The organism is Microcoleus sp. bin38.metabat.b11b12b14.051 (genome assembly GCF_013299165.1).
Classification (GTDB): Bacteria; Cyanobacteriota; Cyanobacteriia; order Cyanobacteriales; family Microcoleaceae; genus Microcoleus.
The window spans coordinates 40,218-56,338 of record NZ_JAAFKD010000017.1 but is presented as its reverse complement, the minus strand read 5'-3'; the positions used below and the strand labels follow the sequence as shown (position 1 = coordinate 56,338).

Genomic DNA, 16,121 nt, shown 5'->3' with positions numbered 1-16,121 from the left:
CGTCCTCTGTGGTTCATTAAAAATCCAAATTATGGCTTCCTCCAATACCCCTGATTCCGAAAAATCCCCCCGCAGAGGCTCTCGTGAGTCTCGAAAACATACACCAAAAGCAAATACTAAAGGGCTTTATCAAAGAGCTTTTAAAGAAGCTTTTCTCAAGCTAGACCCCCGGATCATGCTAAAAAATCCGGTGATGTTTGTGGTGTGGGTGGGGACAATTGTAACTGCACTTTTGACCGTCGATCCGACGCTGTTTGGCCCGGTTCCCGGCAAGAATCAAGTTCTTTTTAACGGCCTGGTAACGTTAATTTTGTTTTTCACTTTGGTATTTGCTAATTTTGCCGAAGCGGTGGCGGAAGGCCGCGGGAAAGCGCAAGCAGATGCCCTGCGATCGACTAAAGCTGACACCACAGCCCGCAAACTCTTGCCAGATGGTACAATTCAAGAAGTTAGTTCAACATCTCTCAGACGCGGCGACCAAATTAAAGTGATCGCAGGCGATGTCATTCCTTCTGACGGCGAAGTGATCGCAGGCGTGGCGTCGGTGGATGAATCTGCAATCACTGGCGAATCGGCGCCCGTACTCAAAGAACCTGGTTCGGACATCGCCAGTTCAGTCACCGGCGGGACACGCATCCTTTCTGACGAGCTGACGCTGCGGGTGATGGCCGACCCCGGTAAGGGGTTTTTGGACAGGATGATCGCGCTGGTAGAGGGCGCTGAACGCACGAAAACGCCGAACGAGATCGCGCTGACGGTGCTGTTAGCGGTGCTGACTCTGGTATTTTTGATTGTGGTATCGACGATTCCGCCGATCGGCAATTATGTCAAAACTCCTGTAGGCGTAGTAACGCTGATTTCGCTGCTGGTAGCGCTGATCCCGACAACGATCGGCGGTTTGCTGAGTGCGATCGGCATTGCGGGGATGGATCGCGTCGCTCAATTTAACGTGATAGCGACCTCCGGGCGCGCCGTGGAGGCTTGCGGCGACGTAAATACATTGATTTTGGACAAAACGGGGACGATCACGCTGGGGAACCGTTTAGCCGAGGAATTCATTCCCGTAAACGGTCATACGCTGCAAGAAGTGGCGCAGGTGGCGCTGACGGCGAGCGTATTTGACGATACTCCAGAGGGAAAGTCGATCGTCCGTTTGGCTCAAAACCTGGGCGCACAGGCGAACTTCGATCGAGAAAATGCAGAAGGAGCGATCGGACTTGATTTCTCTGCTAAAACGCGGATGTCTGGCACCGATTTTCCCGATGGTACCGAGGCGCGCAAGGGTGCGGTGGAGGCAGTGAAGGGTTTTGTGCGATCGCGCGGCGGCAATATCGGCCCCGATCTCGATGAAGCTTACGAGCGAGTTTCGCGATTAGGAGGCACACCATTAGGCGTTTGTCAAGGCAACGACACCTACGGGATTATCTATTTGAAAGATGTGATTAAACCCGGAATTCGCGATCGATTTGACCAACTGCGAAAAATGGGAATTCGCACCATAATGCTCACCGGAGATAACCGGATTACAGCATCAGTAATTGCCGACGAAGCGGGAGTTGACGACTTCATCGCCGAAGCAACTCCCGAAGACAAAATCGAAGTAATTCGCAAGCAACAAGCAGAAGGCAAATTAGTAGCAATGACGGGAGACGGCACCAACGACGCACCCGCCCTAGCCCAAGCAAACGTCGGACTCGCGATGAATTCCGGCACCCAAGCCGCCAAAGAAGCAGCAAACATGGTGGACTTAGATTCCGATCCCACCAAACTCATCGACTTAGTAACAATCGGCAAACAATTGCTGATTACTCGCGGCGCCCTCACCACATTTTCCCTAGCCAACGACATCGCCAAATATTTTGCAATTATTCCCGCCATGTTTGCCCCCGTTGGCACATTGAATGTGATGGGTTTAAGTAGCGGTCAATCAGCAGTTCTATCTGCATTAGTTTACAATGCGTTGATTATTCCCGCTTTAATTCCCCTAGCATTAACCGGAGTTAAATTTCGACCATTGAGCGCCAATCAACTGTTGCAGCGAAACATTTTAATCTACGGATTGGGTGGAGCAGTTGCACCGTTTATTGCCATCAAAGTTATCGATGTTTTGATTACCGCCGTCGGGCTAGCATAGAGGTTCAGTCGCGAGCAGAATACGAGATTTAATGGATAGAAAGAAAAGCGACAGAATGAAGGTTAATCAAAAAATCCTTGCTGCAACTTCTCAAAAAAACTCAATTAGAAAAACAAGAGTAATTATGAAACGCAACGATTTGCTGAATGATGTTTTACCGAGAGATTTTCAAGAAACCATTGAGTTAGGACAAATGCTGTGGCAGCGCCACCCAATCCCGGTGCAGCTATTTCTAGTAATGTGCTTTAACTTGATAATTGCCCCCGCAGTTTATGCGGCTACAGATGAAGGTTTAACTAAAAAAGCTGCCTGGGGTTTAAGTCTTTTAGGTTTAGTAATCATCGGACTTGCAGTTTATTTGTTTGTCGTAATTTTTCAACCCGAAAGATTTTAGGTTTAGCGTGTAGGGCGCGCCGACTCGCAGAAACCAGGTTTTTTACCAAATCTGCCCGCTCAAACGAAAGATTTCGCGAAAAACCCGGTTTCTTACCCCCGCGTCTAAATCCTTCTTCCTTCTTTTTTGTTCCTTCGCGCCCTTCGCGCCTTCGCGGTTCATAAATCCTTCTTCCTTCTTCCTTCTTCCCTCTTCCTTCTTCCTTCTTCCTTCTTCCCTCTTCCTTCTTCCTTCCTTCATTAATAATTGAGGTAATTTATGAGAGAATTAATCAGAGCCATCCGAGTGACTTTAGTTTTGTGGGGAATCACCGCAATTATCTATCCCTTAATCCTGCTAGCGATCGGTCAACTTGCCTTCAACTCCCAAGCAAACGGCAGCTTAATTACCAAGCAAGGAATTGTTGTCGGTTCATCGTTAATCGGTCAACCATTCGCCTCAGAAAAGTATTTTTGGGGTCGCCCCAGCACCACAAACTACAGCAGCTTTGCAGCTACTGATTACGACCCTAGCAAAGCCGAAAATACCACTCAGAGAACAGGGGTTTCGGGAGCGAGCAACCTCGCTCCCAGCAACTCGGATTTGCTGAAACGAGGCAATGAAAAAGATGGTTTTCAAGGCGTGCAAGTGGAAGTAGCCCGCCTCAGCCAAGCTGGAATCAAACCGACTGCCGATTTAGTCTACACTTCTGGTTCCAGCCTCGACCCCCACATTAGTGTAGAATCAGCTAGGGCGCAAATTGAGCGGGTAGCCAAAGTGCGATCGCTCAATCTCAATCAAGTAGAAATGCTCGTAGCCAACAATACAGACGGCAGGTTTCTGGGGGTTTTCGGCGAACCTGGAGTTAACGTCCTCAAATTGAATTTGGCTCTCGACGGTTTACAATAGTCATTAGTCAGTGGTCATTAGTCATTGGTCAGTGGTCATTAGTCATTGGTCATTGGTCATTAGTCATTGGTCATTGGTCATTAGTCATTAGTTAGTTGTTATTTTTAGCAACTGCCAACTGCCAACTGCCAACTGCCAACTGCCAACTTCCAACTGTCAACTGTCAACTGTCAACTGTCAACTGTCAACTGTCAACTGAGTATTAAGCTATGATTCACTCTAGCGAACTCCCAAACAATCCAGACGCTGTTTACGTCCAACCAAATCACACTTACGATCGCACCCGCCGCCGGGGAAAGCACAAAATCTTTATTGGGATGGCCCCCGGTGTCGGCAAAACCTTCCGAATGCTAGAAGAAGGACATACACTCAAATCTCAAGGCATTGATGTTGCTGTCGGACTATTAGAAACCCACGGGCGGAAAGAGACGGCAGCTAAAGCTGAAGGACTGGAAATAGTGCCGCGAAAACAAATGCTGCGCGGCGAAAAAACGATGACCGAAATGGATACAGAGGCGGTGATAGCACGCCGCCCTCAACTAGCATTAGTAGACGAACTGGCTCATACAAATGTCCCAGGTTCTCTGCGAGAAAAGCGATATCAAGATGTCGAAGAAATTCTTAATGCTGGAATTGATGTTTTCTCTACCCTCAACATTCAGCACATAGAAAGTCTCAACGATTTAGTAGCACGAATTACCGGAGTTGTAGTCCGAGAGCGAGTACCCGATCGCATTTTGGAAAAAGCTGACGAAATAGTAGTGGTTGATGTCACTCCCGAAACTCTCGAAGAAAGGTTGCTAGAAGGCAAGATTTATGCTCCAGAAAAAATAGAACAATCATTAAAAAACTTTTTTCAGCGCCGTCATTTAATTGCATTGCGAGAACTAGCATTGCGAGAAGTTGCAGACAGTGTTGAAGACGACGCAGCAACTTTAAAAGGTCAAGTTTGCAACATTCACGAACGAGTTTTAGTCTGCGTTTCGACTTATCCTAATTCCTTGCAATTGCTGCGGCGAGGCGCGAGGCTTGCTAACTATATGAATGCCCCGTTTTATGCTGTGTTTGTCGATGATCCAGACCGATTTTTAACAAAATCAGAAAGCTTGCACGTTGAAACTTGTCAGAAACTTTGTAAAGAATTTAACGGGAATTTTTTGCGAGTAAACGGCACTAAGATAGCAAAAGCGATTTCGGATGTAGCTAAACAGTATCGAATTACTCAAATTGTGATCGGGGAAAGCCAGCAATCCCGCTGGAATTTGCTGCTGCGTGGCTCCTTGACTCAACAGTTAGTGCGATCGCTCAAACACGTAGATTTGCACATCATCGCTACCGATAAAAGTGGGGTTCCTAATTAGTCAGTTGACAGTTGACAGTTGACAGAAGAGCCCGCCCGCGGAGTCGAGGGGTTGACAGCTTGCGCTGAGCGACTTGCCCGCCCGCGAAGTCGAGGGGAGTCGAAGAGTTGACAGTTGGCAGTTGACAGTTAGCAGTTAACAGTTGACAGCTAACAGTTGACAGCTAACAGCTAACAGTTAACAGTTAACAGTTAACAGTTAACAGTTAACAGTTAACAGCTAACAGTTGACAGCTAACAGTTGACAGGTTGCTATGGATATCTTCTTCCTTCTACTTAACAACTGCAACTTTCGGAAGATAGCAGACTCTAGCTGACGGCGGATGTGCCAGAAGCTTTTATCTGTCACGATCGCACTTGTCACGCCTGATTAAAAGTGCGATCGCTATGGTAGATCATTACATTCTTAACTTGCTAGTAATTGGCATCCTCCTGCTCACAGTCACCTTGGGCTCGGGATGGATTTCGCGATTACCTGTATCTTATGCCTTAATTTATCTAATTGTCGGTATCGCATTGGGGCCCTACGGCGTCAAGCTGATTGAATTGCGGCCCGAAGCTCAAGTTCTCGAAAAACTCACAGAATTTGTAGTTCTTGTTTCCCTGTTCAGTTGTGGCTTAAAAATGAATCGCCCGCTACAACTTTGGGCGTGGAATTCCACCGCGCGACTGCTTGGTTTTTTAATGCCGATTTCGATTTTTGCTGTTGCTGCGATCGCTCATTGGTTTGTCAAATTAGATTGGGGCCCTGCGATTTTACTGGGAGCAATTCTGGCGCCCACCGATCCAGTTTTAGCCTCAGAAGTTCAGATAGCTGATATAGAAGATCGCGATGAATTGCGCTTTGGCTTAACCTCGGAAGGGGGATTAAACGATGCTTTAGCTTTTCCCTTTGTTTATTTTGGCATTTATGCGCTCAAAGATAACAACTGGCCGAACTGGTTTTCGCAGTGGGCCGCAATTGACTTGCTTTGGGCCGGGGCCGCAGGTATCGTCATGGGCATTTTAGTAGCTAAAGCAGTGACTTGGATCGATTTAAGACTCCAACGCTACACACCGGCCGACGAATTAATGGAAGATTTTATCGCTCTCAGCACAATTCTACTCACCTATTCCCTCACAGAAGTAGTCAACGGCTACGGATTTCTCGCTGTTTTTGTAGCAGGAATTGTAGTGCAGCGCAGTTACCATGACCCAGAAAAACCGCTTTCCCAACTGCACTTTACCGAGCGCATAGAAAAGTTAATGGAAGTAGCAACAATTTTAATATTGGGTTCCATTTTACGCCTAGAAGCTCTGGTAGCACATAGCAGCTACGCCCTGTTAATAGCTGGATTATTAATCTTTTTCATCCGGCCTGTGGGAGCTTGGCTCAGTACGATAGGTGGTCGCTTGCATCCCGCCAGCCGCTTGCTGTGCGGTTGGTTCGGGATTCGTGGCGTCGGTTCAATTTATTATCTTACCTATGCTTTTGGTCACGGATTGAAAGGCGAACTCGGCGAAAAGATTGCCTGGATAACCTTTACAACCATCGTCATTTCTGTGATTGTCCACGGCATTAGCGCCACCCCATTAATGAACTGGTACGATCGCCGAATTAAACCAAAAGTCCCAGATTTAATTTAATTCACAGAACTCACCCACAAGGTCATACAAACAGGTTCGTAGTGAGGACTTCAGTCCGCTCTTTCATAAGGACTAAAGTCCTCACTACGAACGTTGTGGATCGACCGTATTTTAGCCAACAATATACAAGTCCGAACTAACTAACTAATCTTCTCTGTATTCTCGGAGAAACTAGGCGCAGCATCATTGCTGCAACGAGTAACACTGTCAAAGGTAAATATACGATCGCCGATTTGACAATCTTAGTACCAAATTCAAAGGTAAAAGCCAGCCAAAAATAGTGCATTCCAGCATTGTGCAATATTTTCCAGGCCCGTTGACCTATCCATGCTGCCGATCGCTCAAAAGATGTTACAGCCATCGCAAACAAGAAGACATAGCCCAAGATCCCCAGAGGGTCAAACCCAGGCGACGCGCCAGAAGTTGCAAACCACAAGCCGATCCAGGCGATCGCGTGATAGGTATGCGACACCGCCATCGATAGCCCGAAATAGCGGCGATTTTTTAACAGCCACAGTGTAAAAGTATTTGGCCACAACCTGCGAACTGATGAAGCAACAAAAGCACCGAGAAATAAGACACACGAAGTACGAGCAGTTGCTCGAATCGCCAACCGCATCCCTAGTTCATCAACACCATAAACTAGCCAAATCCCAGCCAACATCACGCCAATTATCAGCGCAAAAAAACCAACAATGCTCCATCCTTCACAAGCAAATTTAGAACCTTTCATCTGATGAATCCTGACAATAAATTCTCATATCCTGCCCATCTAACCTCACGAAAAAATAGGTTCGTAGTGAGGACTTCAGTCCTTCTTCCCGAGGACTAAAGCCCTCACTACGAACCTCACGAAAAAATAGGTTCGTAGTGAGGACTTCAGTCCTTCTTCCCGAGGACTAAAGTCCTTACTACGAACCTTTTGAATGCGGGTAATTGACAGGACACGAGCTCAGTACGTACTAAATTTAGCGATCGCCCGTGGCCACCGTCTTGCCCAATCTCCTCAAAAATGTCCTAATCTTCCCAACCTTCAATCAGAGAGGGAGAGTTGTGAATTGTTGTCGCTGCCTTGATTTATCGTCATGGTTTGCGATCGCGTTATGATGTTTCACCTTCTAAATTGAGCTGTTGAAGCCAACTTCGCAGGATATTGATTACTACAGGAGCAAAGGATTCCAGTTGACCATTTTGGGGTTGTTCCAGGTCTTTAATCAACAGTTCCAGCAGTTCTGTGTCGTCCTCTAGCCCTTGGTTGGGATCGCCATAATATTTCCACAATAAAGCATTGGATAATTGTTTGCGTTTTTCAATCAAGGCGCGGTTATTTTTTTCGTTGTCTCCCAAGTTTAATACTTGAATCGTTGTGGTTGCCCGATCGCTCAATCCTTCTACCCTACCGCTAATTTTGAATCGAAGTTCTGTTTCACATTCCGCCATCAATGGCGTGAGAGGTAATGGTTGGGATTTATGGGCCTTGCCACATCGATCATAGGTGTTACAACTAGCAACAATATTTGTAAAATCAAGGGAACGTTTGGGATTCAGATGTTGAGCTTCTAGATGCTCGTTATGGCAAGCGTCAATGCCTTCTATTTGCTGGCAACAATAAGCACAAAGATCGAACTGTTATTGTAGGGTATAGTCTCGAATCTCTCGACGAATATCTGCGTCTAAATCGGTGTATTGCCCCTGTGAGTTTTTCCGTTTCCAGGCTGTAAAACTAGGTGGTTCAGTCTTTTTACTAATGTTTCGCATGACGCAATTCTTGTTTCCGAAGTAATAGTTTGGCTTTCATCAGTTCTAGATGGTTGGCAGGTAGTTCAGCCGTCAATTCTGCTAGTAAGTGTTGAGCCTGAGGCAGGTTTGATTCTTGGATCGCATCGAGCAAATCATTGAGTCTGCTGTCAATTTCTTGGTTGCGGATGCTAGTATTCATGACATCTAATAAGACGGTATTGACATCTTGCCCGTATTGGGATGGCAGTTCTTGCAATTCACCATCAGTTAAGCTGTAAACCAAAACATTCTGACAGTCACTAATTACCAAGGGCGAATGAGTTGTAAGCACAAATTGACAATTTGGAAAAGTTTCGACTAGGCGATCGCACAAGCTGCGTTGCCAAGAGGGATGCAAGTGCAGATCCACTTCATCAATCAAGACGATGCCATCACCCGTGAGGGGATTATCTAGAGCGGGATTGAGCATGGCTAAACGGCGGGCAATATCACCGACGAGAGCCATGAGGGATTTTTCGCCTTGCGAAAGTTGGGCTACATTCAAAGTTTCACCATTTTTGTCGATCGCCATATGGAGACGAGGTTTACGGCGGACTCTGAGACGATCCATGTGGGGCATAAAATGATGAATAGCGGCGCGAACAGCGGTTAATTGTCGATCTTTGGCTGAGGCTTGTAATTCTTTTAATTGTTGCCATACATTTTGATTTGTTCCCAATCGTGTTCTCAATTCACTAAACATATCTTCAGAAATTCCCGATTCATTTTCGGCATCTTCCCGTTCCCGAAACCACTCGAAAAAGCGACGAAAGTCTACACCATGACTCAGGGCATTGTCGTAACCATTTAGTTGCAAGAATGTATGCTTAGTCCTAATTTTTAGCGGAATATCGATGACGCTGCGCTCGACAGGATAAAACGCAATCAGAGGTAGGCTAGTGTTGTCATCGTAGGTAAGAACATCGCGATAGCGATTTGCTAGTCGGGTGCAGTTATTGAGGTTACTGGCGTATGGGGATTTACGCCCTGTGCGGTTTTTTGCGACAGTCCAATGAAAGCGATTCTCACTTTCATTTTGATGAGCTGATGCCCCAAAGGAGTCATAGATTTCTATTTCTATAGCAGCAGCATTCGCGGCGTTGAGGATGACATCTTCGCGAATCAGGCTGCCGTTGCCTTTTTCTGTACGTAAACGGGCAATAAACCAACTGAGGGAAGTAGCTAATGCTTCTAGTATCGATGTTTTGCCAGTGCCGTTGTTACCGACAAAGACGGTGACGTTACTACGATTTTGCTCGGTGGGGGCTATGGGAATTTCTTCGGTTCCAAATGGCCCGATATTATTTAAAGTAACCCGTTTGATTTCCATATCGGTAAACTTCAATCCTCTAGGGTATGTATTTGAAGCTGAATCTGCTCAAAATTTTGCCTCATCTATGGGAGTACCTGCCAAATCATTTCTATAAGCCTTGGGCGTAGTTTTCACCTGTTGGCGAAACACTCTAGTAAAATGACTCTGACTTTGAAAGCCGACTGCGAGACAGATTTCCACAAGAGTCAACTCCCGCCGCCCTAGCAACTGCTTTGCTCTGTCGATACGACATTTTATCACATACTGATGGGGTGTAACACCTGTAGATTGCTTGAACAAAGTAGCAAAATAATGCGGACTAATCTGCACAGCACTGCTCATATTTTCCAAACTCAAATTACCATCTAAATTTTGCTCGATATAATTGAATACTTGCTGGAGCTGATACTTCGACAATCCGCCCGTGTAGTTTTTAATCTGAGGAGTAAAAGAACAGTAGCGCCTCAGCAAATGCACAGCAAGGGCTGTCCCCATTGACTCTGCATACAGGCGACTGTCTGCACCTCCGGCTGCTAATTCTTGCTTCAAAGCCAGCCCCATATGCTGAATTAACGGATCGCACAGGTGCAACTGCGGCACTAACTCAATTTTATCTGCATCCACAGAGTCAAAAGCAGCACGAGCAAGCATTGCAGGCGCGAGAAACAGCTCAATTAATGGAACTTCGCGATCGACAAATGTTCTCGGAAAAGTTTCAGTAGCAGGAATAATCGCAATATCGCCCCTAGCATAATCTACCTCTTGCCAACTGCCATTAAACATAAAACTCGCGCGAAAATCATTTTCAGCGATGATGATAAAGTGATGTTCTAAATCAGTTTCCGGCATTTCGTCAGCAGGTTCTAGCTCATAAATGAGATTCAAACCATCCCATCCCGATTCAAAGCTAGAAAGGAGGTGCAAATGCGGTGCGGGTTGATTATCAGACACGGCGAGTCTCGACTGCGATCGACAAAAACAGTTTGTAGTGAGGACTTTAGTCCGCATATCTAGAGGACTAAAGCCCGAACGATTGAACTAATCTAAACGGTTTGTAGTGAGGACTTTAGTCCGCATCCAAGAGAGGACTAAAGCCCGAAAGATCGAACTAATCTGATGGCGCTGCGATGGGTTTCACCCCAACTAATAAAGCAAGTTCCCGCCACTTCCAATAACAATCTACCTCACCAAAACCAATGTCTCTAAACCAACGCAATTGTGTCTCCACATCCAGCAATTTATTAGACGGATCTTCGGACTCTTTGCTAATACCCAGCGCCACTCGAAACTTCTCATGTAAAGCCTCTGTTGGGGACGCTACGTGCTCCAAATTGCAAAAAATGCCTCGGGGTTCCAAAAGCTCGAAAATCTCGGCGTAAAGCGAACGTTTGCGATCGTCCTCAACGTGATGGATAGCAAAACTCGAAACCACTGCATCAAACTTGCCCAAATCCGGCAGAGGTGCGTCAAAATTGTGCTCGATTACCGTGACAGTTTTGTCGTCAGCAAAGCGAATGCGGGCTTTTTCCAGCATTGTCGGCGAAAAGTCGATCGCCACACACTCAACATTCGGGCGATCGCACTTAAGCAAACCCAACAACCGTCCATCACCCGTGCCCACATCCAGAATCCGGCGCACAGTTTGCGGTACTTCCTCCAACAAAACCGCCTCACCCTCAGTGCGGTGAGGAATACCATCAGCCTTCGCCAGATACCACAAAGCGTGTTCCGCTGAACTCCAAAGATTGACTTGACTCATAACAGTTGATAGTTGATAGTTGACAGTTGACAGTTGACAGTGGACAGATGAGGGCGAGGTTTTTCAGACGGGGATTTAAACCGATCGATAAACACAATCCGCCCGCACCTGAAGGTGGCTAATAACCATTGATGTTTAGTAAATATCACCATTTTTATGCGTAAAAATCCAGCTATTGCCGTCAGCTTTAGCAATTAAATCGTCATCTGGATAATTCGCTGAATCATCAGGAGTGCGATCGCCAATTTCCAGATAAACAACATCAGCATTCGATCGATTCACCAAATGATGCCCATCAGCATCACCCGCCCGAAAACCAGCCACCATACCAGATTCCAGCACTTCGTCACCGGCATTAGAAATCAAAGTAACCCTCCCTTCTAGAACATAGACTAACTCATCTTGACGAGAGTGCCAATGTCTCAGAGCAGAACAACTTCCCGGCGCCAGCCGCACCAAATTTACCCCAAAATTCTGCAAACCCGCAGCATTACCCAAGCGTTTTTTAACCCTTCCCGCCACCGCAGATTTAAATTGTTCGGGATAATTCGATCCCGTACTGTTCGGCACATTTTCAGGATTGATAATCATCAAATACTCCTTTCATTAGTTGTGGCATAGTCTCTTTTATTGCTTCACATTATTTTCGCAGTTAGTTATTCCAAAGGTTCTAAAGTAGTAGGATTTTCCCGAATCGGCTTAATAAAACGGCTGTTAGCCCGCACAAAACAATTACCCTTATCTGTGGAAATCGGCAACCAAGGTTTACCCTGAGAATCAGCAATCATAATTTGATTGGCATTATTTCCAGTCACCGCTTGCAAGCGTTTTCCCCGGCGAAAAGTCGTCACCACAGGCCACTGAGAAACATTGTGTTTATTCCTTTCAAACAACTCATCCGGTGCATCAAGGGCATCCACAGAAACGGATTGAAATCTCTCAGCCATCCGACAGTTCAACCTAGAATCCGAGTCAACAACCACCCAATTCACTTGTCTGTTCCCCCGCTGTCTCACTGGCCCAGGATAATCACCTTGCGGATTAGCAACAGGTAAAGCTAACGCTACATTAGCCCCCAATCCTAAAATCCAAGCAACTGCCAGAGAAATAATTCTAATTTCTGCTTTCATAAAAAAAACTCGGTAAGTGGGAAACGAGCGTGGCTTGAGCCTCGGAGAGGGAAACGACACGGGTGGTTTTAACCACCGTGAATCTTTCCATTACCGCCTTGGGATTGCTTGGCTCTCGTGTACTTTTGTAATGTACTCTCAATGGGACAATTACCATTTCAAGCTTCACAATCCGCGATCGCATAATGGTTGCCTTTGTTGGGCCTCCCTTGCGGGTAATGTTCGCTTGTCGGTCAATGTTATAAGGGCTTGTTAGGCTAGGAGCACTGTCTCAGTGACTTTAAGACTGTTTAACTACTGGCGATAGAGCGGAAAACTAGCGTCGCATTCTCCGGTATCGTGACCCGAATAACGTAGACCTCGAAAGTCTTAGGCTGGTCAGAATAGCTTACTCGATTACTCTTGCAAGCTCAGTGTCTTTAGACCTGAGTTCCTGACGGCTACAAAACATAGTTTAATTTCAGCTAACCACAATTATTGTATACCCGCTGCCAGTTCCCCGCTACTCTGGCATCTCACCAGCCACAGCCCGGGCAAATCATTAAAGAATGTGTTATAAATATTGAGATTCATTAAGAAATATTGCTCAAATGCTCCTTTCCCCCTCTGGCGCCAGCAAACTCAAAGAATCTTTAAAAGAAAAAGTATTCTTCGGGAATGAGCCAACCCCGGAACTCATAGCCATCTTACTGATTTACTTCGTCCAAGGCATTCTCGGACTAGCCCGCTTAGCCGTCAGCTTCTTCCTGAAAGACGAACTCGGCATGAGTCCCGCCGAAGTCTCAGCAATGCTGGGCGTCGTCGCCCTACCTTGGATTATCAAGCCCCTATTTGGCTTCATGTCCGATGGCTTGCCCATATTCGGCTATCGGAGACGGCCTTACATCGTCCTCTCCGGGCTGTTAGGAACCGCAGCATGGGTGAGCCTCGCAACAATTGTACACACACCGTTAGCCGCTACAGGGGCGATCGCCCTTAGTTCCCTATCCCTCGCAGTCAGCGACGTAATCGCCGACTCCCTAGTGGTAGAGAGAGCGAGAAAAGAAACCGTTACCGATGCCGGTTCCCTGCAATCATTATCTTGGGGTGCATCTGCGATCGGCGGACTAATCACCGCCTACCTCAGTGGTTCCCTGCTGCAACACTTCAGCACCCACACCATCTTTTTGATCACCGCATCTTTTCCGCTCATTGTATCAGCAACAGCCTGGTTAATTACCGAAGAGAAAATCTACAAAAAAACTGACTTTGCCACAGTCAAAGACCAAGTAAAAAAACTGCGGGAAGCTGTTACCCAAAAAACCATCTGGCTGCCCACCGCCTTTCTATTCCTGTGGCAAGCCACCCCAAGCTCAGACTCCGCCTTCTTCTTTTTCACCACCAACGAATTAGGCTTTCAACCAGAATTTCTCGGTCGAGTGCGCCTTGTCACCAGCATAGCCGCGCTAGTAGGAATCTGGCTGTTTCAACGCTACCTCAAAGCAATTCCATTTCGAGTAATTTTTGGTTGGTCAACAGTCATTGCCACAGCTTTAGGCATGACAACGTTACTATTAGTAACTCATGCCAACCGAGCATTAGGAATTGACGACCAGTGGTTCAGCATTGGAGACAGCCTCATCCTAACAGTAATCGGACAAATTGCCTATATGCCGGTGCTGGTACTCTCCGCACGGTTGTGTCCCCCCGGCGTCGAAGCAACACTATTTGCAGTATTGATGTCAGTCAGCAATTTAGCAGGACTTATTTCCTACGAAGGCGGTGCAATTTTAACTCACTGGCTGGGAATTACCGATCGCAATTTCGACTACCTCTGGCTGCTAGTAGTCATCACCAACCTCTCCACACTTCTACCCCTCCCCTTCTTAAATTGGCTACCCGCTGACAGTGCAGAAAGTGGCGATCCAAACTACCAACAATCTCTCCCAGTATTAGAACCAGAACTCGGCTGTGCCAAACCGGGCGGACAGCATTTCATGCCCGAATACTTTCCCGACTTAGTACCGACATCAATTCCCGAAAGCCGCAGAGTTGATAGTTGACAGTTGGCAGTTAGCAGTTGATAGTTTTCAATTGTTAGTTGTCATCAGCTATAAGGAATAAAGAAGAACAAAAAAATCCCCCTCTTCCCATCTTCTCCTCTCTCTGCGCTCTCTGCGCCCTCTGCGGTTAAACAAAAAAAGCTTATTCCACCCATGCAAAAACTACAAATTCCCCAACCTCAAACAACAGCCGAAAAACCATCATACGATCGCAAAGACTGGCAGCGCGGCTACGAATCCCAACCCAACGAATCCGACTACTGGATTGACGACATAGAAGGCGAAATCCCCGCAGGCTTGCAAGGCACATTCTTTCGCAACGGGCCCGGATTATTGGATGTCAACGGTTCACGCATTCATCACCCCTTTGACGGCGACGGGATGGTTTGTGCGATCGTAATTTCCGACAAACGCGCCCACTTCCGCAACCGATTCGTGCGTACCGAAGGCTACCTCGCCGAACAAAAAGCCGGAAAAATCCTGCATCGAGGCGTATTCGGCACACAGAAACCCGGCGGCTGGTTAGCCAACATCTTCGATGTCAAAATCAAAAACATCGCCAACACCAACATCATTTATTGGGGCGACAAACTGCTAGCACTCTGGGAAGCAGCACAGCCCTACAGACTCGACCCCCGCACCCTAGAAACCATCGGATTAGACACCCTAGACGGCATCTTAGAACCCGGTGAAGCCTTCGCCGCCCACCCGAGAATTGAAAAAGGCAAAAATGGAGCCGGAGACAGACTAATCAACTTTTCCGTCAAGCCCGGTTTGTCGAGTACAATCACCATTTACGAATTCGACGAAAGCGGCAAACTGTTACAAAAACACGCCCATGCAATCCCGGGTTTTGCCTTTTTGCACGACATGGTAATTACCCCGAATTACTGCATATTCTTCCAAAATCCCGTCAGCTTCAATCCCCTACTTTTCCTCTTAGGATTTCGGAGTGCAGCCCAGTGCATTCAATTTTCACCAAACAAGCCCACCCAAGCAATTTTAATTCCCCGCAACGGCACTGACGAAGTAAAAGTATTAGAAACGGAACCTTGTTTTGTCTTTCACCACTGCAACGCATGGGAAGAAGACGGTCAAGTTTTTGTTGATTCAGTTTGCTACGAATCATTTCCAACTGTAGAACATGATGGCGATTTTCTGGAAATTGATTTTGACACCATTCCAGCAGGCGAATTGTGGCGGTTTAAGCTAAATCTGCAAGATAAAACTGTGCAGCATCAAGTTGTTGAGACTCGGTGTTGCGAGTTTCCGACTTTGCATCCGAATAATGTCGGACAATCTTACCGATATCTTTATATCGGCGCTGCCGATTCTGCCACCGGGAATGCTCCTTTGCAAGCTATTCTTAAAATAGATTTCCTAACGGATGAGAGGCAACTTTGGAGTGTCGCGCCGCGCGGGTTTGCGGGGGAACCAGTGTTTGTTCCTCGCCCCGATGCTGTTGCTGAAGATGACGGTTGGCTGTTGGTTTTGATGTATGATGCAGCTAATCATCGATCGACCTTAGCGATTCTAGATGCCAGCGATATCACCAAAGGCCCCCTAGCGCACCTGCATTTAAAACAGCACATTCCCTACGGTTTGCACGGCAGTTTTACACCAAACGTACTGCTTCCTGTCGGTTCGTAAAAAAGGTTCGTAGTGAGGACTTTAGTCCGCATCCATGACGCTTGACT

General features: G+C 46.7%; 16 protein-coding genes. 7 read left to right on the top strand and 9 right to left on the bottom strand.

The window, feature by feature from the left end; genetic code table 11:
- The first annotated feature begins 31 nt into the window (after positions 1-31).
- Both kdpB and kdpF read left to right on the top strand, forming a co-directional pair.
- Positions 32-2,134, top strand: a complete 2,103-nt coding sequence (kdpB, locus tag QZW47_RS18550) for a potassium-transporting ATPase subunit KdpB (protein ID WP_293129485.1) — start codon at positions 32-34, stop codon at positions 2,132-2,134.
- Positions 2,135-2,258: 124 nt separating this feature from the next.
- Positions 2,259-2,528, top strand: a complete 270-nt coding sequence (gene kdpF / locus QZW47_RS18545) for a K(+)-transporting ATPase subunit F (protein WP_293129483.1) — start codon at positions 2,259-2,261, stop codon at positions 2,526-2,528.
- Positions 2,529-2,570: 42 nt separating this feature from the next.
- Here kdpF and QZW47_RS18540 read toward each other — a convergent pair whose 3' ends face one another.
- Entirely contained in the window at positions 2,571-2,768 is a 198-nt protein-coding gene (locus QZW47_RS18540; protein WP_293129481.1) for a hypothetical protein, read from the bottom strand.
- An 18-nt stretch (positions 2,769-2,786) separates the two neighbouring features.
- Here QZW47_RS18540 and kdpC point away from each other — a divergent pair, with 18 nt between their 5' ends.
- Positions 2,787-3,416 (top strand): K(+)-transporting ATPase subunit C, encoded by a 630-nt coding sequence (kdpC, locus tag QZW47_RS18535; protein WP_293129479.1) that lies wholly within the window; start codon positions 2,787-2,789, stop codon positions 3,414-3,416.
- A gap of 209 nt (positions 3,417-3,625) precedes the next feature.
- Positions 3,626-4,777 (top strand): universal stress protein, encoded by a 1,152-nt coding sequence (locus QZW47_RS18530; protein WP_293129477.1) that lies wholly within the window; start codon positions 3,626-3,628, stop codon positions 4,775-4,777.
- A gap of 219 nt (positions 4,778-4,996) precedes the next feature.
- On the opposite strand, the gene QZW47_RS18525 is transcribed toward QZW47_RS18530, so the two are convergent.
- A complete protein-coding gene (locus QZW47_RS18525; protein WP_293129475.1) occupies positions 4,997-5,125 on the bottom strand; it encodes a hypothetical protein in 129 nt (42 codons plus the stop codon).
- 8 nt (positions 5,126-5,133) lie between these two features.
- On the opposite strand from QZW47_RS18525, the gene QZW47_RS18520 reads away from it, so the two are divergent.
- Complete coding sequence (locus tag QZW47_RS18520; RefSeq protein ID WP_366930897.1) at positions 5,134-6,402, top strand: sodium:proton antiporter; 1,269 nt, start codon at positions 5,134-5,136, stop codon at positions 6,400-6,402.
- Between the two features lie 136 nt (positions 6,403-6,538).
- Here QZW47_RS18520 and QZW47_RS18515 read toward each other — a convergent pair whose 3' ends face one another.
- From QZW47_RS18515 to QZW47_RS18485, 7 genes are all read right to left on the bottom strand, one after another.
- Positions 6,539-7,135 (bottom strand): hypothetical protein, encoded by a 597-nt coding sequence (locus QZW47_RS18515; protein ID WP_293129473.1) that lies wholly within the window; start codon positions 7,133-7,135, stop codon positions 6,539-6,541.
- Between the two features lie 368 nt (positions 7,136-7,503).
- On the bottom strand, positions 7,504-7,842 hold the full coding sequence (locus QZW47_RS18510) for a hypothetical protein (RefSeq protein ID WP_293129471.1): 339 nt from the start codon (positions 7,840-7,842) through the stop codon (positions 7,504-7,506).
- Positions 7,843-8,146: 304 nt separating this feature from the next.
- Entirely contained in the window at positions 8,147-9,511 is a 1,365-nt protein-coding gene (locus tag QZW47_RS18505; protein ID WP_293129469.1) for an AAA family ATPase, read from the bottom strand.
- Positions 9,512-9,559: 48 nt separating this feature from the next.
- The gene (locus QZW47_RS18500; protein ID WP_293129467.1) at positions 9,560-10,444 is read right to left on the bottom strand and encodes an AraC family transcriptional regulator; all 885 of its coding nucleotides are present in this window, start codon (positions 10,442-10,444) and stop codon (positions 9,560-9,562) included.
- A gap of 157 nt (positions 10,445-10,601) precedes the next feature.
- A complete protein-coding gene (locus QZW47_RS18495; protein WP_293129465.1) occupies positions 10,602-11,252 on the bottom strand; it encodes a class I SAM-dependent methyltransferase in 651 nt (216 codons plus the stop codon).
- Between the two features lie 135 nt (positions 11,253-11,387).
- Entirely contained in the window at positions 11,388-11,843 is a 456-nt protein-coding gene (locus QZW47_RS18490; RefSeq protein ID WP_293129463.1) for a cupin domain-containing protein, read from the bottom strand.
- Between the two features lie 65 nt (positions 11,844-11,908).
- Positions 11,909-12,382: a hypothetical protein gene (locus QZW47_RS18485; RefSeq protein WP_293129462.1), complete on the bottom strand. Its 474-nt coding sequence runs from the start codon at positions 12,380-12,382 to the stop codon at positions 11,909-11,911.
- A gap of 590 nt (positions 12,383-12,972) precedes the next feature.
- Between QZW47_RS18485 and QZW47_RS18480 the strand changes: the two genes are divergently transcribed.
- Together QZW47_RS18480 and QZW47_RS18475 are read left to right on the top strand one after the other, a co-directional pair.
- The gene (locus QZW47_RS18480; RefSeq protein ID WP_293129461.1) at positions 12,973-14,424 is read left to right on the top strand and encodes a folate/biopterin family MFS transporter; all 1,452 of its coding nucleotides are present in this window, start codon (positions 12,973-12,975) and stop codon (positions 14,422-14,424) included.
- 153 nt (positions 14,425-14,577) lie between these two features.
- Positions 14,578-16,074: a carotenoid oxygenase family protein gene (locus tag QZW47_RS18475; protein ID WP_293129460.1), complete on the top strand. Its 1,497-nt coding sequence runs from the start codon at positions 14,578-14,580 to the stop codon at positions 16,072-16,074.
- The last annotated feature ends 47 nt before the right edge of the window (positions 16,075-16,121 follow it).